Consider the following 18461-nt stretch of genomic DNA (forward strand, 5'->3'; position numbering starts at 1 on the left):
CAGGTTTTGTTATAATAAATCCTGCGCCTGCGATGGCGGGCACAGATAGCGGGATTGTGTAAGGGTAGCACAGCAGACTCTGACTCTGTATGTGAGGGTTCGAATCCTTCTCCCGCTGCCAAGCAAAAAGCCCTGGAACTGCACGGTTCCAGGGCTTTTTGCCGTCCTTTAGAAAATTGTGCTTTCGGTGGGGCCGGGATAGGAATGTGCTCATGACCAGGCCCTGGGAAGGGCGGCTTCGCCTGCCGGCGCTTAACCGATGAACATCTGCGTCCAGTAGTGGCCTGAGGAAACATACCCCACGCCGATCTGGGTGAAGGCGGCATTCAAAATGTTGGCGCGGTGTCCGCTGGAGTTCATCCAGGCGTCTACCACCGCCTGCGGCGTACGCTGGCCATACGCGATGTTTTCCCCCGCCGTGCGGTAGGACAGGCCAAACGCGCGGATCATCTGAAAGGGTGTGCCGTAAGTAGGACTCGTATGCGAAAAATAGCGGTTGTCCACCATGTCCTGCGACTTATACCGGGCAATGCGGGAGAGCTCCCAGTTGGCGGTAAGGGCAGATAAGCCGTTCTGCCGGCGGATTTCGTTGACCAGACGGATCACTTCCGACTCATAGGCGGCGACAGAGCTGTCAAGCGTTGGGATGGTCAGGCTCTGACCGGGATAAATGAGGTCCGGGTTCGAGACCTGCGGATTTGCATCGATGATCTCACGGGTACCGACCTGATATTGAACGGCCAGCTTCCACATGGTATCGCCGCGCACCACGGTATGGGACAGGGCGGACGCGCTGGTAGCCAGGGCGGAAACCGCAAGTGCGGCGGCGGCGGCGCGGAAGATTTGTTTTTTCATATAGAGACACCTCCTGCTAAAAGGGTAACAGTGGGAGGCGTGGAAATCAATGCAAAAATGTTGGAAAACGAATCCCGGGCGGGCGTTTTGCAGACTTGCAGCGGCGGATATACGGATGACAGGATACGGCCGCTGACGGTCTGCCGAAAAAGACCTTTGGGCAGTTTCCGCAAGCTGAGCGGCGGGGCGGGAGGGGGGGGCCCCCCCCCCCCCCCCCCGCTCCCGCCGCGCCGCTGCGCCGGCTTAGAACTGGTTCTGGTTGTTGCTCTTGTTCTGCGCGTTCTGGTTATTCTTGTTCTGCGCGTTCTGGTTATTCTTGTTCTGCGCGTTCTGGTTGTTCTTGTTCTGACTGTTCTTGCTTCGATTGTCCTGAGCATTCTGGTTGCTGTTGCGGGTATTGTTCTGATTGTTCTGATTGTTCTGATTCTGCACGGTGCTCACCTCGCTTTCGCTGAAAGAAGTTTACCCAGGGACAGGAAATCATATGCAAGAAAATGGGTAAAAGGGATACCAAATCGGTGGGATTCGTGTTATAATCAATTCATTAAATGGTATCAGGAGGTACGCCGACCATGAAATGCCCTTATTGTGCCCATTTGGAGAGCAAGGTCGTGGATTCCCGCCCCTCGGATGAGGGCGCCAGCATCCGCCGCCGCCGGGAGTGCCTGGCGTGCCACAAGCGCTTTACCACCTATGAAACCATGGAGAGCCTGCCGCTGGTGGTCATTAAGAAGGACGGCAGCCGCCAGACGTTTGATAAGTCCAAGCTGCTCAACGGAATGATCCGGGCCTGTGAGAAGCGGCCCGTGGCCTTTGCCACGCTGGAGGCCATCGCCAACGAGATCGAGCAGACCCTCCAGAACGAGATGAGCCGCGAAATCCCCTCCGATCGGATCGGCGCGCTGGTCATGGACAAGCTGAAAGGGGTGGACGAGGTCGCCTATGTACGATTTGCCTCGGTCTACCGGCAATTCAAGGATATCAGCACCTTCATGGCTGAACTGTCCAAGCTGCTGGAAGAAAAGTGAACAACAAACAGCAAGAGGCTGCCGCAACCAGGTTGCGGCAGCCTCTTATCCTGTTGTCCCGCCGGAGCGGCCGTCACTTCGCGTTGGGGGTTTTCCAGGCCGCGTGGTCGGTATGCAGCAGGTGGTGGGACTTCTCGCCCAAAGGCGCTTTCAAATAAGTGCGGTAGAGCGCTTGGATATCCGGGTTCTCATGGGAATAGCGGATCTTCGATTTGGCGTCCATCTTCCACAGCAGCGCGCCGCGGGAGGCGGCAAGCTCCTCGTTGCAGTGGATGGGCTGTCCGCCGCCGCCGGCGCAGCCGCCGGGACAGGCCATGACCTCTACGAAGTCGTAATCCACACTGCCCGCGTCCACTGCGTCCATCAGGGCGCGGACATTTGCCAGACCGCTGACTACGGCAACCCGGACCTCTCCCGCGCCCGGGATGGTAAAGGTGGCTTCACGCCAGGGCTTTCCGCCCCGGACGGCGGAGAAAGCGTCGGCGTCTGGATTGGTTCCGGTGACCAGGAAGTAAGCGCTGCGCAGGGCGGCGTCCATTACGCCGCCAGTGGCGCCGAAAATCACCGCCGCGCCGGTGCCGCTGCCCAGAGGGCTATCGAACTTCTCCTCGCCCAGGTCGGCGGGCACGATGCAGTCGCTGCGGAACAGACGGTCCATCTCACGGGTGGTGAGCACCACGTCCACATCCGGGTCGCCGCAGGCGTCGTTCATGGTGGGCAGCTCGCTCTCCGCCTTCTTGGCGGAGCAGGGCATGATGGAGACCACGAACACCTTGTGGGGGTCCAGCCCCTTCTGAGCGGCAAAATAGCTCTTGGCGACCGCGCCGAACATCTGCTGGGGAGACTTGGCGGTGGAGAGGCAGTCGGTGTACTCCGGGTACTGGGATTTCAGAAAACGCACCCAGCCGGGGCAGCAGGAGGTGAACATGGGCCAACGGTACTTTCCGCGATGGGTAAAACGCTCCAGAAACTCGCTGCCCTCCTCCATGATGGTCAGATCGGCGGCAAAGTTGGTATCAAATACATAATCGAAGCCGACCCGTTTCAAAGCCGCCACCATACGGCCAACGGAACCGGTCTTGGGGTCCAGACCGAAGCTCTCGGCCCAGGCCACCCGCACGGCGGGAGCCACTTGGACTACGGTGGTCACGTCGGGGTCAGCCAGGGCCCGGAGGACCTTGTTGGTATCGTCCCGCACGGTGAGGGCCCCGGTGGGGCAGTGGGTCACACACTGGCCGCAGAAGGTGCAGTCGGTATATTTCAGACTGCGGTTGTAGGAGACGTCCACCGTGGTCCGTCCGCCGGTGCCCGCCACATCCCAGATCTTCATGCCCTGGATCTTGTCGCATACCTGCACGCAGCGCATGCATTTGATACACTTGCTGGCCTCACGGACCACCGGCACGTCCAGGTCCACCCGGGAGCGTTCCGGCTGCACCTGATAGGGCTGGTAATGGATGTTCAGATCGTGGGAGAGCTTCTGCAGCTCACAGTTGCCGCTGCGCACGCAGACGGTACAGTTGGAATCGTGCTGGGAGAGGATCAGGCGAAGGTTGGTCTTGCGGGCCTGCCGCACCCGGGGGCTGTTGGTGCGGATGACCATGCCGTCCACCACCTGGGTGTTGCAGGCGGGCACCAGGCGCTCGGTGTCCTCGACCTCCACCATGCACATGCGGCAGGCGGCGATCTCGTTGAGTTCCTTCAGATAGCACAGGTGGGGGATCGGGATGCCGGCGTCCTCGGCGGCCTGCAGGATGGTGTTTCCTTCCGGCACGCGCAGTTTGCGGTCGTCAATTTTGATGGTTACCATTTTTCCACACGGCCTCCCTTAAAAATCCCATATCCAAAGTGGTCGCAGCGCAGGCACCGGGAGGATTCCTTCAAGGCCTCCTCGCAGGTCATGCCGCACTCGATGCACTGGAAGTCTTTTTTGCGTTCGCTGGCCTCCCGCTCGCTGGAGGTGATCCGTCCCCGGGAGCGCAGGTCGGTATAGCCGGGCACCGGCACCTGCACCTCCGAAACGATCTCGTGGTGGAAGCCGAGATATTCGTCGATGTTGGCGGCGGCCGCCTTGCCTGCGGCGATGGCCTTGATGACGGTAGCGGGGCCGGTGACGCAGTCGCCGCCGGCGAACACGCCCTCCAGTTCCGGCAGGCTGGTGCTGGAGTCGGCCAGCACGGTGCCGCCCCGCTGGATCCGGATGCCGCTCTGCTCCAGACCGTGGGTCTCAATTCCCTGCCCGATGGCCACGATGATGGTATCCGCCGGGATGCGCTTTTCCTCCACAGCGGCGGCGCCGGGCCTGGGGCGGCCCTGCTTGTCGGCCTCGCCGATCACCTGTGGCTGGGTCCAAAGGGCGGTCACCTTTCCGTCCTTGTCCGCCTCGATACGCAGGGGAGCCTGGAGCGTGAGCAGCTCGGCGCCTTCGGCCACGGCGCCTTCCACCTCCTCCGGCAGAGCAGTCATATCCTCTTGGCGGCGGCGGTAGACGCAGGTCACCTTTTTCGCGCCCAGGCGAATGGAACTGCGGGTCACGTCCATGGCCACGTTGCCGCCGCCGATCACCACCACGTTTTGGCCGGTGAAATCGGGCATTTCGTTGTCGCCGATCCGGCGCAGCATCTCCACCGCGGAGACCACGCCCTTGCTGTTTTCACCCTCGATACCCGTCTTTTTGTCGGTGTGGGCGCCGATGGACAGATAGATGCAGTCATACTGCTTCTTCAGCTCGTCGAAGGAACAGTCGGTGCCGACGTTCACGCCGGTATGTACCTCGATCCCCAGAGAGAGGATGGAGGCAATCTCCTGATCCAGCAACTCACGCGGGAAACGGTAGCTGGGGATGCCGTAGCGCATCATGCCGCCCAGCTGGCTCTGGCGCTCATATACCGTCACCTTGTGGCCCATCAGCGCCAGATAGTAGGCGGCGGACAGCCCGCCGGGGCCGCCGCCCACGATGGCCACCGCTTTGCCGGTAGCGGGCGCGCAGGCGGGCTGGGGCACGTCGCCTGCCTGATCTACGGCGTAGCGCTTCAGGCCGCGGATATTGATGGCGTTGTCCACCATGTTCCGGCGGCAGTGGGCCTCGCAGGGATGCTCGCAGATGTAGGCACAGGCGGTGGGGAAGGGATTGTCCTTGCGGATGAGGCGGACGGCGTCGTCACACCGGCCCTCCTTGACCAGGGCCACATAGCCGGGAATGTCTACCCCGGCGGGGCACATGGCCACGCAGGGAACCGGGTTTTTCAGACTGCCCAGACAGCGGTGGTGGGTGATGTGCTCCTCATAATCGTCCCGAAAGCCCAGCAGTCCCATCAGCACCAGCTGGGCCGCGTCGATCCCGATGGCACAGTCCGCCGTGTCCACGATGACCCGGGCGGTCTGTTCGATCCGGTCGAGGATACGCAGTTCCGGTTCGCCGTCCAGCACCTCGCGGATCATGCCGGAGAGCTGGGCCAGACCGATCCGGCAGGGCACGCATTTGCCGCAGGTCTGCGCCTGACACAGGTTCAAAAAATTCAGGGCCATGTCGACCGGACACAGACCCGGAGGGCTGGCAGCGATCCGCCGTTCCATATTGCGGTACAGCTGTTCCACCACAGCCTCAGACTGACTGGGAGTTTTGACATACAGTCTGCTCATTTGCTCCGCTCCTTCTACTTATAGTTCTAAATGGGAAACTCATCAGTTTTCAAGTCGCGCATCTGAGAGAAACTATAGTCCAATGAAGTGGATCTGTCAAGGACAATTCTGAATTTTTTCGCATGAAATCATCATTTTTTTGATTATTAGGATAATCTTGCAAAATAAATATTGACAAAAATGTGACAATGTCGGATTTTCCGCTTACTGGGAGGTATGTTACTTTCCTGCAAGAAAGTGCCGTTTTTCTGTCAAGCGGATTGGCCGCACGGCAAAACCTTTGTGCACTTTGCCCGGCCCATGAAAAGGCCCAAAAAGCGGGCGAAGACGTCTGCGTCTTCGCCCGCCGGGAATCAGAATACATTTTTCAGGGTGAGCTGTTCGGACTCGTAGATCAGCTGGATCTGAGCGGCCAGGCGTGCGTTGGCGGCGGAATATTCGCCGCCCTCCTGACATTCGATGAATTCCAAAACTTCCTGGAAGCCGACGTGGATCAGATCGGTGTCTGAGTGGCGGAGGGTGACGTGCAGATAACCGTCCCGGGACGACCAGTGCTCAAAGGCGGAGCGGGTCAGCAGGTCCGCCCGCTCCCAATCGCCGGCCTCCGCCAGGGCTTCCGCCTGTTCCAGCAGGCCGGTGAGTTCCCGCGTGAAGCCCCGGAGATACCAGCTGTTGAGCAGAGTGGCGCAGAACAGGGCGGCAAGGATGGCGGCGGCGATCCACAGGCGCTTCATCCGACCGCCTCCTTTGCCACGAAGTAGACGCGGTTTTGCTCGTCCACCGTCAGCAGGAACACGTCGCTCGGCTGCTTGAGCTTATGCTGAGCCAGCTGCTTGTCGAGCCAGTTGCGGTCCAGGCCCCGCGTATGAAGATTGCGCTCGATCACCCGCCCGTCGTTGATGACGACCACCGGCAGTCCCACATCCTCCGGCGTTACGTTCATCTGCTCGGCCGTCACGGGAAGCTGGTTGGCGTAGGGAAGCACGGAGAGGCGTCCATTGGTCTCCAAAATCGCATATTTTACGGTGGACAGATCCGTGATTCCCTTCATCCGGAGCTCCTCCATCAGCTCGTCCACCGTGAAGCGGTTTTTCTGCATCTCGCGCTGATGGAGCGTTCCGTTCTCCACAATGATAGAGGGCCGCCCGCAGACAATGGCCCGGAATTTGACGTTTTTCATGGTGAGCACGGACAGCGCCATGGTGATGCACAGCAGCGTAAGGATAGGGATGATGCCGGTGAGCAGGGGAATACCGAAATCCTGCATGGGCACGGCGGCCAGGTCGGCAATGATGAGCGCGAGCACCAATTCGGACGGCTCCAGCTCGCCTACCTGACGCTTGCCCATCAGGCGGATCCCGGCGATGATGAGCAGATAGAGGATAACGGTACGTAAAAAGGCGATGACCATCGAAACGACCTCCAGGCTTAAAATATTCTGCAGGGCACGTGTTAGTTTGGCCGTTTTTCCGGCGGCTATGCCTGCCGGCGGAAGAAGAAAAATTTAAGAATGTGACCGAACTATAACCGAAACGGACTATATATTAGGTAGAATCACAAAGCTGAATCCGGGAGCGGGGCAAAGCGTATCCGGGCTTGCCGTGGGCCCAAAGGGCGAACCGGGGTACCCCGGTTTTGTGTTTGCCAACGGCAGACACAAAACCGCTTCAAAAGGAAAGCCTGCCGCGCAGGAGGATAAGTGCCTCTGCACTGAAAAGTGCACGGAAAAGACCCCAAATGCGGAGTGCCCCGTGTGTGCGTCCGATGTGAGCGGGTGCCAGGGGACGGAAACGCCCGCGTCCTGCACCTGCGAGACCCGCTGTACCGAGGAGGCGCCCAATGGAGCGTGCCCTGTATGCCAGGCGGATCCCGCTCGGTGTAAGGGGGACGCCTTGACGGAGCCCAGCGCGGAGGATCAGGCTGCTGCGAAGGCGGTCTCCGACCGGATCGCCGCGCTGACCGGCGAGAGCACGGAGGAAGATGTCCAGGCTGCCCGCGCGGCCTATGACGCGCTGACCGGCGCGCAGAAAGCGCTTGTGACCCATTTGGATACCCTTACGGCTCTGGAACAGCGTTTTGCCGCTGCGGCTGCGGTGGCCGCGGTGGAAGAGCTGCTGGCCGCTCTGCCCGGGGCGGACGCGGTGACTTTGGACGATCGCCCGGCCATCCAGGCGGCCCGTGCCGCATACAGCGTAATGACGGCGGAGCAGCAGTCTCAAGTTTCCGAAGCGCTATTGGAAAAGCTGGCGGATGCAGAGCGCGTGCTGAACGCCCTTTTGGCGGTCCGCGGAGCGTATACGATTACCGCCGATATGGGCCAGGCGGAAATCGACGCTGCGGTGGCACAGGCCGAGGGCGTAATTACGGTACAGCCCGGAAACTACGGAGTGGAAAATACCTACAAATCCATCCGGCTGACAAGGGATGCGGCAATTTCCCTCAGCGGGGTTTATGAGCACTTTCACTTAATCATTGACAATGGGGCTGATGTGACGGTCCAATCGGACGGAGCTGTGCTGCAGGGGCAGGTTCTGGATGGGATCGGTTCTGAGAACGGTTTTTATTACGGGGACTACTACACCGGTATCCTGATCAAGCACGGAAGCCTGAATGTCAATACCAGCCTGACGCTGAGCGACTACAATATGGCCATCAAGCTTGGAATCGGCGGCAGCTCCAATCCCGCCGAACTGAACGTTGGCGGCGGAGCATTGCTTACGATCCGAAATTGTCACCAGACGGACCATCCATCCAGCGGCAGCGCCGACTACTGGGGTGGCGGCATGGAAGAGGGGGACGGTGTGACCGGAGGGCAGGGCCATGGCGCGACCGGTTCCGGTATCTTTGTTGCCGGAACCGGGGAGGCTGCCGTCAACGTGTCCGGCGGCGCTGTCCTGGGCAGCACCGGGAACTGGGGGGCGCTCTATGCCACTACAGGCTATCTGACACTCCATGTGGATGCGGCAGCCGCTCACTTTGATGAGAGCACCGGCTGGGATGGGATTTATTCCTGTGATAATACGTCGGTATCCAGGCTGCGGATCGAGCTGACCCATGGGGCGGCGCTGTCCTGCAATGGGAACCGGCGCAATGGGATCACAGGGCAGGGCGATATGTCGCGATGGAGGATCGACGCCTCCGGCAACAGCACGTTTAACTGTGATGGAAATAGGGCCATCGGTATCAACAATATGGGACTGGTACTGTCTGCTTCCGGCGGTTCGGTCAGCGGAAACGGCTCCCACGGAGCGACCAATGTGGCGCTTGACGCTGAGAACGCTCAGCTTACTTGCAGCGGCAACCGGTATCTTGGCCTGAACATCACAAAGACCAATGTTGGGGCCGCACAGACAAACATTACACAAAACAGCGCTGTTGCGGCCAATGGAAACGGCGGAGCGGGCATCCGCTTTCAGGTAACGTCCGGGACGCAGATCCATGACTCCACCATTGAGGCGACTGGAAGCGGGGTCGGAACGTCACTTTACGGATATGCGGTCAAGCCGGGAGACTCCGGTTACTGGGCGGACGTTGCGGCCAAGGCGACGGTAAACGTGACCGGAAGTATCGTTACGGTCGGGACCTGGTCTCTGTACAACAGCAGCGGCAGCAAATTGCCCTCCGTTTGGAATTTGGCGGCAGGCGCGAATATCGTACGTGTGTCCTCCAATCCGGCCTTTGAAACGGGACGGGACATTTTTGACGATCCTGCGGATACGGTGGCTGGACGGACCATAGTGACCAGCGGCTCGCTGAATGGAAGCCGACGGAATATGTCCGGGACGTATGAGTTCGCAACGCTCAATCCTCAGGAGAACCTGGACGATACCCTGCTGAAACCCGCCACCGCCGTTTATGCGGCGCCCGTCAACGACTATGGTACGGCACTGACCCTGTTCAAGGTCACCAATCCTTATCAGAGCATCAACGTCTACGATCCGAATGGAAAGGCGGCGTATGACTATACTACCGCCTATGACGACGGAAGCGATTTCGTCTGGGCTGCTGTGGTTGTAGTCCATTACGACGCGACGGAGGGAACCATTCAGGCAAACGGTACGGCACAGTCTGGCGCGCCGGAGCAGTTTCAAAACATGGATGATGGCACGCAGATCGGCTGTGCCGCCACCGATGCGGCAGCGGGCTATGAGGTGAGCGACTACACCATTAACGGTGCAGACCTGCATACCACGGGCAGGACGCTGCCCACAGCGGCTATATGTTTGGCGGCTGGTATTATGTGACGGAAGAGAATGTGCAGGCGGCAGAAGCGGCGGCCGCCGCCGGAGCGTGGGAGACGCTTTATAAACTCTTTGCAGGGAAGTTTAGTGGGAACAGCGCTGTCGCGGAGGAGGATTCTCAAATCACTGTTTATGCCAAGTGGAACGAACCGGCCCCGACTCCTTCCGGGGACCCCTGGGAGCCGACCCCCACGCCGAGGCCCACGCCTGCCGCGACGCCGACTCCCGCGCCTTCCGCCGCACCGTCGCCGGCGCCTTCCGTCCCCCCGACGCCCGCGCCCGAAACGGAGATCCCTGACGATCCCGCGCCGCTGGAGCCCGCGCCGGATGCGCCGGCAGATATCCCGGAAGCGCCGGTGCCTCAAGGGGATCTGCCCCAGACCGGCAGCGTGCGGCAATCGGATGCCCGGGGACTGGGCGCTGTGGCCCTGAGCATGTCTGCGGCCCTGTTTGCGGGCGGAATCCTGCTGCGCAGGAAAGAGAAAAACGGCGGCTGAACGGGCCCTGATCCATGACCTGTGGGGCGCATTGCCTGTGAAAACGGGCGATGCGCCCCCCGCTTTTGTCCAAAACAACGTTTTTCATTTTTTGCGCAAAAAGGGGGAAAAACAGGATTGTCAGCCGGGGGAATTTGAGATAAAATTGAACAGATTAAAATGTGGGAACGAAAGGCGGGATACCGTAGATGAAGGCGACTTTGATCCTGGCCAGCGGCGCAGTCTTCACGGGAAGGAGCATCGGCTCCACGGCCGACCGGGTCTGTGAGATGGTGTTCAATACCTCTATGACGGGCTATCAGGAGATTTTGACCGATCCGTCCTATGCCGGGCAGGGCATTGTGATGAGCTATCCGCTCATCGGTAATTACGGCGTCAACCACGAGGACAATGAATCCTCCCGTCCCTGGGCGGAGGCGTTCATCGTCCGGCACCTGGCCCGCAGGGGCAGCAACTTCCGCTGTGAGGGAGAGCTTGACGCTTATCTGAAACAATATGATATCACCGGGATCGAAGGCGTGGACACCCGCGCCCTGACCCGCATACTCCGCAGTCAGGGGACCATGAACGGCATGATCACCTGTGCGGAGCATTTTCATGTAGAGGACTGTTTACAGCGTATCCGTGCCTATCGGGTGGAGGGGACCGTAGAGGCCGTCACCCGGAAGGAGAGCCAGGTGTACCCCGCGCTGGGGGAACAGCGGCTGCGGGTTGCCCTGATGGACTACGGCGTGAAGGAGAATATGATCCGCTGCCTTCAGCAGCGGGGCTGTCAGGTGACGGTATATCCCGCCCACACCCCCGCCGCCGCGGTGCTCTCCGGCGGCTTCGACGGAGTCATGCTCTCCAACGGTCCCGGCGACCCGGCGGATAACGCGCAGATCATTACCGAGGTGCGCAAGCTCTATGATTCCAACCTGCCGCTCTTCGCGGTGTGCCTGGGACACCAGCTTTTGGCCCTGGCCACCGGAGCCGCCACCCGGAAGATGCGCTTCGGCCACCGGGGCGCCAACCACCCGGTCAAGGATCTGGCCGCCGGACGGGCCTTCATCACCAGCCAAAACCACGGCTACGTGGTCACGGCCGAGAGCGTGGACCCGTCTGTGGCGCAGGTGTCCCATGTAAACGTGAACGAGGGCAGCGTGGAGGGCCTGCGCTACAACCGCCCCCGCTGCTTTACCGTTCAGTTTCATCCGGAGGCGTCTCCGGGACCCCGGGATACGGAGTACCTGTTCGACCGCTTTGTGGACATGATGGAGGAGGCGAAGGGAAATGCCTAAGAATCCGAAGATCAAAAAGGTGCTGGTGCTGGGCTCCGGCCCCATCGTCATCGGACAGGCCGCGGAGTTCGACTATGCCGGCACCCAGGCCTGCCGGGCCCTGAAGGAAGAGGGCGTGGAGGTGGTGCTGGTCAACTCCAACCCCGCCACCATCATGACCGACAAGGACATTGCCGACCATGTGTATATCGAGCCGCTGAACCTGGCCTCCGTAGAACAGGTCATCCAGAAGGAGCGGCCCGACTCCATCCTGCCCACCCTGGGCGGGCAGACCGGATTGAATTTGGCCATGAACCTGCATGAGCAGGGGATCCTGCAGCAGTACGGCGTACGGCTGCTGGGCACCTCGCCCGAATCCATCCGCAAGGCGGAGGACCGGCAGGGCTTCAAGGACGCCATGGAAGCCATCGGCCAGCCCTGCGTGGTGAGCGACGTGGTGGAGAGCGTGGAGGATGCGGTGGCCTTTGCCGCTTCCATCGGCTACCCGGTCATTGTCCGCCCGGCCTACACCCTGGGCGGCACCGGAGGCGGCATCGCCTATGACGAGCCCGGCCTGCGGGAGATCGCCGACCGGGGCATCCACCTCTCCCGGGTGGGGCAGGTGCTGATCGAGCGGTGCATCTCCGGCTGGAAGGAGATCGAGTTCGAGGTCATGCGGGATTCCGCCGGAAATGTGATCCAGATCTGCTCCATGGAGAACATCGACCCCGTGGGCGTGCACACCGGCGACTCCATCGTGGTGGCCCCCACGCAGACGCTGGCCAACCGGGAATATCAGATGCTGCGCACCGCATCCCTGGACATCATCTCCGCGCTGGAGATCGAAGGCGGGTGCAACGTGCAACTGGCCCTGAACCCGGATTCCTACGAGTATGCGGTCATCGAGGTCAATCCCCGCGTGTCCCGCTCCTCCGCCCTGGCCTCCAAGGCCACCGGCTATCCCATCGCAAAAGTGGCCGCCAAGATCGCCCTGGGCTATACGCTGGACGAGATTCCCAACGCCGTGACCGGAAAGACGACCGCCTGCTTCGAACCCACGCTGGACTACTGCGTGCTGAAGATCCCGCGCCTGCCCTTCGACAAGTTCACCACCGCCAGCCGCACCCTGGGTACCCAGATGAAGGCCACCGGCGAGGTCATGGCCATTGGCAACTCCTTTGAAGGGGCGCTGATGAAGGCCATCCGCAGCCTGGAGCTGCCGGTGAAATCCCTGCGTATGCCGGGCCTGGACGAGCTGTACACGGAAGATATCGAGGAGCGGCTGGCGAACATCGACGACCAGCGCCTCTTTGTGGTGGCCGAGGCGCTGCGCCGGGGCTTCTCGCCGGAGAAGATCAACAAGATCACCAAGTACGACCTGTGGTTTTTGGATCGTTTCCAGAACATCGTGGACATGGAGGACAAGCTGGATCACGGCCATTTGGACGCGGATACCCTGCGCGCGGCCAAGGAGATGGGCTTCTCCGACGCCTGGATCGCCGCCCTGTCCGGCCGGGAGCGCCGGGAGATCAAGGCCCTGCGGGAGCGCTGCGGCATCCGTCCCGCCTTTAAAATGGTGGATACCTGCGCCGCCGAGTTTGAGGCGCAGACCCCCTATTACTACTCCACTTACGACGAAGAAAACGAGGCCGGCCAGCCCCTGCGTCTGCCTGAGGCGGGGGAGTATGCCCCCGGGGTTCCGGAAGCGCCCTATCTCGCCGCCGCCGCACCGGAGGCCCACCGGCTTCCGGCGGAGGAGGCCGGCGGGGCGGGAGAGGACCCCGGCGCTGCGGTCCCGGACAAGCGCAAGGTGCTGGTCCTGGGTTCCGGCCCCATCCGCATCGGACAGGGCATCGAATTTGACTACTGTTCGGTCCACTCGGTCTGGGCCCTCAAGCGTTTGGGGTGCGAGACCATTATCATCAACAACAACCCCGAGACCGTCTCAACCGACTTCGACGTGGCGGACAAGCTCTATTTCGAGCCGCTGACCGCCGAGGACGTGGAGGCCGTGGTGGAACTGGAAAAGCCCTGGGGCGCAGTGGTGCAGTTCGGCGGCCAGACCGCCATCAAGCTGGCCCAGGCGCTCACCGACATGGGCGTGCCCATCCTGGGCACCCCGGCCGACGGCGTCGATGCCGCCGAGGACCGGGAACGCTTTGACGCGATCCTGCAGGCGTGCGGCATTCCCCGGGCGGCGGGCAAAACGGTCTTCACTACTGAGGAGGCGCTGGCCGCCGCCCACGAGGTGGGGTATCCGGTGCTGGTGCGCCCTTCCTATGTGCTGGGCGGCCAGGGGATGGAGATCGCCTATAACGACCGCAATATCACCGAATTCATGCGCATCATCAACCTCCAGGCCCAGGAGCACCCGATCCTGGTGGACAAGTATCTGATGGGCAGGGAGGTGGAGGTGGACGGCGTCTTCGACGGGGAGGATGTGCTTGTCCCCGGGATCATGGAGCATATCGAGCGGGCCGGCGTTCACTCCGGCGACTCGATTTCCGTTTACCCGCCGATCCACATTGAGGAAAAGCACAAGCAGACCATTCTGCGCTATACCCGGGATCTGGCGAAGGCCCTGGGGGTCATCGGCCTGGTGAACATCCAGTTCATCCTCTACAACGACGAGGTGTATGTCATCGAGGTCAATCCCCGCTCCTCCCGCACCATCCCCTATATCTCCAAAGTCACCGGTGTGCCCGTCATCGACCTGGCCACCAAGGTCATGCTGGGCGCCAGGCTCCGCGACCTGGGCTACGGCACCGGGCTCTACCCGGAGGCCGCCTATTACGCCGTCAAGATGCCGGTTTTCTCGTTTGAAAAGCTCACCGACGTGGATACCGGCCTGGGCCCTGAGATGAAGTCCACCGGCGAGTGCCTGGGACTGGCCGAGACCTTCCCGCAGGCCCTGCTGAAGGCCTTCAAGGGCGCCAATATGAAGGCCCCCAAAAAGGGCGGCCGGATCATCATCACCGTCAAGGACGAGGATAAGGGGGAGATCGTGGGCATCGCCCGGGGCTTTGCGGATATGGAGATCGAGATCCTGGCCACCAGCGGTACCTGCGACGCGCTCAACGCCGCGGGCGTGCCCGCCCGTAAGGTGGCCCGGGTCTCCGAGGCCCACCCCAATATTCTGGATATGATCGCATCCGGAACGGTGGACCTGGTCATCAATACCCCCACCCGGGGGCGCAAGCACGATACCGACGGTTTCAAGATCCGCCGCTCCGCGGTGGAGCATTCCGTGGCCTGTGTCACGGCCATCGACACCGCACGGGCCATGCTCACCGTCCGTACCCAGGGACGCAGCGCTGATCTGCGCCCCATCGATATCACTGAGATTTAGGAGCAAAAAAGATGAAACACCAGTTGATCATCGTTCTGGATTTCGGCGGTCAATACAATCAATTGATCGCCCGCCGGGTGCGTGAGTGCGGGGTGTACTGTGAGGTCAAGCCCTATACCACGCCGCTGGACGCGCTCAAGGCACAAAACCCCATCGGATTTATCTTTACCGGCGGCCCCAACAGTGTCTACGACGAAAAAGCGCCCCATGTGGATCCGGCTATTTTTGCGCTGGGCGTGCCCGTGCTGGGTATCTGCTACGGCTGCCAGCTCATGGCCCAAACCCTGGGCGGGCAGGTCACCGCCGCCCAGGCCGATTCCGCCCGGGAGTACGGAAAAACCGTGACCTACTACGATCCGGACTGCCGTCTCTTCCGGGACCTGCCCAACTGCGGCGTCTCCTGGATGAGCCACGGGGACTATATGGCAAAGGTGCCCGAGGGCTTTGCTCTGGTGGCCCATACCGATGCCTGCCCCAACGTGGCCATCGCCGACGAGAGGCGGGGGTTCTATGGGGTTCAGTACCACCCGGAGGTGAACCATACCGAGCACGGCCTGGATATGATCCGCAATTTCCTCTATGAGGTCTGCGGAGCCACGGGTGACTGGAGCATGGGGGATTACCTCAAGACCTCGGTGGCCGCCATTCGGGAAAAGGTCGGTTCGGGAAAGGTACTGTTGGCGCTGTCCGGCGGCGTGGATTCCTCCGTATGCGCGGCCCTGTTGGCGGAGGCCATCGGCCGGCAGCTCACCTGCGTGTTTGTGGATCATGGCCTCATGCGCAAAAACGAGGGGGACGAGGTGGAGGCCGCCTTTGCCAAATGGGACCTGAATTTCGTCCGGGTGGACGCGGAGACCCGCTTTCTGATCAAGCTGGCAGGCGTGTCCGAGCCGGAACACAAGCGCAAGATCATCGGCGAGGAGTTCATCCGTGTCTTTGAGGAAGAGGCAAAAAAAATCGGCGCCGTGGACTACCTGGCCCAGGGCACCATCTATCCCGACGTGATCGAGTCGGGGGCGGGGGACGCCGCCGTGATCAAATCCCACCATAACGTGGGCGGTCTGCCGGACTATGTGGATTTCAAGGAGATCATCGAGCCGCTGCGCCTGCTGTTCAAGGACGAGGTGCGCCAGCTGGGCCGGGAGCTGGGGCTGCCGGAATATCTGGTCATGCGGCAGCCGTTCCCGGGCCCCGGCCTTGCCATCCGGGTCATCGGCGACCTGACCAAAGAGAAACTGGACACCCTCCGGGACGCGGACGCCATCTTCCGGGAGGAGATCGCCGCCGCGGGTGAGGAGAAGAACGTCAATCAGTACTTCGCCGTGCTGACCAATACCCGCAGCGTGGGCGTCATGGGCGACGGGCGGACCTACGACTATACCCTGGCCCTGCGGGGCGTCACGACCTCGGACTTCATGACCGCGGATTGGGCGCGGATTCCCTATGATGTGCTGGATAAGGTCTCTACCCGCATCGTAAACGAGGTAAAGGGCATCAACCGCATCGTCTACGACATCACCTCCAAGCCCCCCGCCACCATCGAGTGGGAATAAATATTTAGTGTTTTCCGAATCCTGAAAAGCGTTGGTAATACAGCGTTTTTCAGGATTTTTCTTTTTTAGTGGCTACAAATTGGCTACATTTGCAGCGATTTTTGTAGCCAGAGGCTCACGGCATAATGCCGTCAAGCTGTCTGGCTACCTCCACCTGCTTGTTGGGGTACAGGTGACTGTACGTGTCCATCGTTGTCTGTACCTTTTCATGTCCGAGCCGCTCCGCGATCAGCAGCGGAGAGAAGCCCATCTCCACCAGCAGGCTGGCGTGGCTGTGTCGAATGTCATGCACCCGTATCCGCTTCACGCCCGAAGCCTTGCAGCCATACTCCATTTCGTGGTATAGAAAGCTCTTGGTGTAGGGAAAGAGCCTGTCGTCCTTTTGCAGCCCGTAGCAATGGGACATATACTCCTGCAAACAGTTGCAAAGGCCGTCGGGAATAGGGATAGTACGGATGCTTTTCGGTGTTTTCGGAGTGGTGATAATATCCTCTTTGCCGAGGCGCTGATAGCTCTTGTTCACCGTCAGGGTCTTCTTCTCGAAGTCGATGTCCGACGGTGTGAGTGCCAGCAGCTCTCCCTCCCGAATCCCCGTGTAGTACATGGTCATGAATACCGTGTAGCTGGCGGGACGGTCTTTCATGCTCTCGATAAATGTCTGGAACTCGTCCTTTGTCCAGAACAGCATTTCATCGGCTTTCTTCTTGCCCATGCTCCCCGCCTTGTGGCAGGGATTCTCTTTCAGCCCATAGTATTTGACTGCGTAGTTGAAAATCGCCGTGAGCTGGTTGTTGATGCACTTGAGATAGGTCTGGGCGTAAGGCTTGCCGTTTTCATCCCGGTAGCTGGTCAGGGAGTTCTGCCATTGGCGCACGTGAGTGGGCTTGATCTCGTTCAGCGGGATTTTCTTGAAGAAAGGCGTTACCTTCAGGTCGATCAGCCATTTCTTGCTGGCAACGGTTGAGGGCTTGAGGCGGTGCTCCATATCCTTGACATACAGAGAGATGAAGTCACCGAAGGTCATGCCGAGGCTGCCCGTAGATTGGCTGATGAAGTCACGTTCCCATTGCAGGGCTTCCTTTTTGGTGGCGAAGCCCCGCTTCTTTTTGTGGATTGTCTTTCCTGTCCAGTCCGTTACCCGGATCTGCGACATCCAGCGACCGGTATCGCCGTCTTTTGTTACTGACATTTTTACCTCCTTCCCTCAAGAATCAGGCTTTGATAGGGTTATTTACTCATTACTCTCGTTGTTACCATATTCCTTTTCCAAAAGCTCCGTCCGTCTTGCAATCAGTTCGTCACGGTCAAGTTCTTCTGGTTCTGTGCATTTGACTGCGTTCGCAGCATAGTATGCAAGCGTCTGCTCCTTCCAGCGCTTATATGCTGCCTGCGTGGAGTTATAGGCGCGAAGCTCACTGCGCTCGTCCTCCCACTGTTCAAGAAACAGACACATATCCGCGTTGAACTCCGCCGTGCTCTTTCCATCAAAGGAAATCGAGCACTCCCATTGTTTGCTGCGGGGCGGCTTCTGCACATTGATCTTGAAGTCGATGCCCTCTACCGTTTCCAGCTTAAAGAGGAAGTCCATCACGTCGGCAAGCGTCCTGATCTGTGTCGTGCTGGATTCATACCCAAGAATATAGGTTGAGGTCGTGTCCAGCAGGTCTGCGATCTGATTGACAACGGCAATCGACACTTCAATCTCTCCGGTTTCGTACTTCTGTACGGTGCGGAGAGATTTTTTCAGCATTTGTGCCAGCTCGGTCTGGTTCAGCCCTTTGCGTTTTCGGAGCTGCTTGATTCTCTGCCCAATGGCGGGATAATCGAAATTGTCCATGTCTGATTCACCTCGTCCATATCATATCACAGAATAAAGCGAATTGCAAGTACATATTTTTATTTTCTAAAGGCTTGACAGATGCATCTTGTGTGCGTATAATAAAATATGTACTCAGGGTGCGTGTTTCGGAGAGGATGGAGAAAGGAGGGCGAACAAAAGATACGCAGGCCGAGGCAGATCACATTAAAACAGGAGGT

15 protein-coding genes and 1 tRNA gene are annotated in these 18461 nt (G+C 60.1%); 8 read left to right on the forward strand and 8 right to left on the reverse strand.

All coding sequences use genetic code 11. The features are described 5' to 3' along the window. Window positions 1-47 precede the first annotated feature (47 nt). Window positions 48-121, forward strand: a tRNA-Gln gene (locus H8S57_RS06420). 131 nt (window positions 122-252) lie between these two features. Here H8S57_RS06420 and safA read toward each other — a convergent pair. Then, entirely contained in the window at window positions 253-855 is a 603-nt protein-coding gene (gene safA / locus H8S57_RS06425) for a SafA/ExsA family spore coat assembly protein (RefSeq protein ID WP_186907259.1), read from the reverse strand. A gap of 243 nt (window positions 856-1098) precedes the next feature. Then, window positions 1099-1287, reverse strand: a complete 189-nt coding sequence (locus H8S57_RS06430; protein ID WP_207723721.1) for a hypothetical protein — start codon at window positions 1285-1287, stop codon at window positions 1099-1101. Between the two features lie 140 nt (window positions 1288-1427). Here H8S57_RS06430 and nrdR point away from each other — a divergent pair, with 140 nt between their 5' ends. Then, a complete protein-coding gene (gene nrdR / locus H8S57_RS06435) occupies window positions 1428-1883 on the forward strand; it encodes a transcriptional regulator NrdR (protein ID WP_186907261.1) in 456 nt (151 codons plus the stop codon). 73 nt (window positions 1884-1956) lie between these two features. Here the strand turns inward: nrdR and H8S57_RS06440 are convergent, their stop codons facing one another. From H8S57_RS06440 to H8S57_RS06455, 4 genes are all read right to left on the reverse strand, one after another. Continuing rightward, window positions 1957-3693 carry an NADH-dependent [FeFe] hydrogenase, group A6 gene (locus tag H8S57_RS06440; protein WP_186907262.1) on the reverse strand — a complete coding sequence of 579 codons (1737 nt, stop codon included), beginning with the start codon at window positions 3691-3693 and terminating at the stop codon, window positions 1957-1959. Beyond that, complete coding sequence (locus tag H8S57_RS06445) at window positions 3687-5525, reverse strand: NAD(P)-binding protein (protein WP_186907263.1); 1839 nt, start codon at window positions 5523-5525, stop codon at window positions 3687-3689. Before H8S57_RS06445 ends, H8S57_RS06440 begins: the two co-directional genes overlap by 7 nt. A gap of 353 nt (window positions 5526-5878) precedes the next feature. Further along, window positions 5879-6259 (reverse strand): DUF4363 family protein, encoded by a 381-nt coding sequence (locus H8S57_RS06450; protein ID WP_186907264.1) that lies wholly within the window; start codon window positions 6257-6259, stop codon window positions 5879-5881. Then, on the reverse strand, window positions 6256-6936 hold the full coding sequence (locus H8S57_RS06455) for a DUF421 domain-containing protein (RefSeq protein ID WP_186907265.1): 681 nt from the start codon (window positions 6934-6936) through the stop codon (window positions 6256-6258). Before H8S57_RS06455 ends, H8S57_RS06450 begins: the two co-directional genes overlap by 4 nt. Before the next feature lie 481 nt (window positions 6937-7417). Here H8S57_RS06455 and H8S57_RS06460 point away from each other — a divergent pair, with 481 nt between their 5' ends. From H8S57_RS06460 to guaA, 6 genes are all read left to right on the forward strand, one after another. Beyond that, window positions 7418-9769, forward strand: coding sequence for a hypothetical protein (locus tag H8S57_RS06460; protein WP_186907266.1), 2352 nt, complete (start codon window positions 7418-7420; stop codon window positions 9767-9769). A gap of 136 nt (window positions 9770-9905) precedes the next feature. Beyond that, the gene (locus H8S57_RS06465) at window positions 9906-10064 is read left to right on the forward strand and encodes a hypothetical protein (protein ID WP_186907267.1); all 159 of its coding nucleotides are present in this window, start codon (window positions 9906-9908) and stop codon (window positions 10062-10064) included. 58 nt (window positions 10065-10122) lie between these two features. Then, complete coding sequence (locus H8S57_RS06470) at window positions 10123-10263, forward strand: LPXTG cell wall anchor domain-containing protein (RefSeq protein ID WP_186907268.1); 141 nt, start codon at window positions 10123-10125, stop codon at window positions 10261-10263. Between the two features lie 188 nt (window positions 10264-10451). After that, the gene (locus tag H8S57_RS06475; RefSeq protein ID WP_186907269.1) at window positions 10452-11543 is read left to right on the forward strand and encodes a carbamoyl phosphate synthase small subunit; all 1092 of its coding nucleotides are present in this window, start codon (window positions 10452-10454) and stop codon (window positions 11541-11543) included. Then, window positions 11536-14871, forward strand: a complete 3336-nt coding sequence (carB, locus tag H8S57_RS06480) for a carbamoyl-phosphate synthase large subunit (RefSeq protein ID WP_186907270.1) — start codon at window positions 11536-11538, stop codon at window positions 14869-14871. Before H8S57_RS06475 ends, carB begins: the two co-directional genes overlap by 8 nt. 11 nt (window positions 14872-14882) lie before the next feature. Beyond that, window positions 14883-16424, forward strand: coding sequence for a glutamine-hydrolyzing GMP synthase (gene guaA / locus H8S57_RS06485; protein WP_186907271.1), 1542 nt, complete (start codon window positions 14883-14885; stop codon window positions 16422-16424). A 115-nt stretch (window positions 16425-16539) separates the two neighbouring features. Here guaA and H8S57_RS06490 read toward each other — a convergent pair whose 3' ends face one another. Further along, a complete protein-coding gene (locus H8S57_RS06490; protein WP_178839900.1) occupies window positions 16540-17613 on the reverse strand; it encodes a site-specific integrase in 1074 nt (357 codons plus the stop codon). A gap of 42 nt (window positions 17614-17655) precedes the next feature. Then, window positions 17656-18261 (reverse strand): helix-turn-helix domain-containing protein, encoded by a 606-nt coding sequence (locus tag H8S57_RS06495; RefSeq protein WP_186907272.1) that lies wholly within the window; start codon window positions 18259-18261, stop codon window positions 17656-17658. Window positions 18262-18461 lie beyond the last annotated feature (200 nt).

The organism is Lawsonibacter hominis, assembly GCF_014287895.1.
Classification (GTDB): Bacteria; Bacillota; Clostridia; order Oscillospirales; family Oscillospiraceae; genus Lawsonibacter_A; species Lawsonibacter_A hominis.

Excerpts from the sequence above, each read along its gene's own strand:
- guaA (WP_186907271.1), top strand. The coding sequence starts at position 14,883 with ATGAAACACCAGTTGATCATCGTTCTGGATTTCGGCGGTCAATACAAT.
- H8S57_RS06440 (WP_186907262.1), bottom strand. The coding sequence starts at position 3,693 with ATGGTAACCATCAAAATTGACGACCGCAAACTGCGCGTGCCGGAAGGA.
- H8S57_RS06445 (WP_186907263.1), bottom strand. The coding sequence starts at position 5,525 with ATGAGCAGACTGTATGTCAAAACTCCCAGTCAGTCTGAGGCTGTGGTG.
- H8S57_RS06450 (WP_186907264.1), bottom strand. The coding sequence starts at position 6,259 with ATGAAGCGCCTGTGGATCGCCGCCGCCATCCTTGCCGCCCTGTTCTGC.
- H8S57_RS06475 (WP_186907269.1), top strand. The coding sequence starts at position 10,452 with ATGAAGGCGACTTTGATCCTGGCCAGCGGCGCAGTCTTCACGGGAAGG.
- safA (WP_186907259.1), bottom strand. The coding sequence starts at position 855 with ATGAAAAAACAAATCTTCCGCGCCGCCGCCGCCGCACTTGCGGTTTCC.
- H8S57_RS06455 (WP_186907265.1), bottom strand. The coding sequence starts at position 6,936 with ATGGTCATCGCCTTTTTACGTACCGTTATCCTCTATCTGCTCATCATC.
- nrdR (WP_186907261.1), top strand. The coding sequence starts at position 1,428 with ATGAAATGCCCTTATTGTGCCCATTTGGAGAGCAAGGTCGTGGATTCC.
- carB (WP_186907270.1), top strand. The coding sequence starts at position 11,536 with ATGCCTAAGAATCCGAAGATCAAAAAGGTGCTGGTGCTGGGCTCCGGC.
- H8S57_RS06490 (WP_178839900.1), bottom strand. The coding sequence starts at position 17,613 with ATGTCAGTAACAAAAGACGGCGATACCGGTCGCTGGATGTCGCAGATC.
- H8S57_RS06495 (WP_186907272.1), bottom strand. The coding sequence starts at position 18,261 with ATGGACAATTTCGATTATCCCGCCATTGGGCAGAGAATCAAGCAGCTC.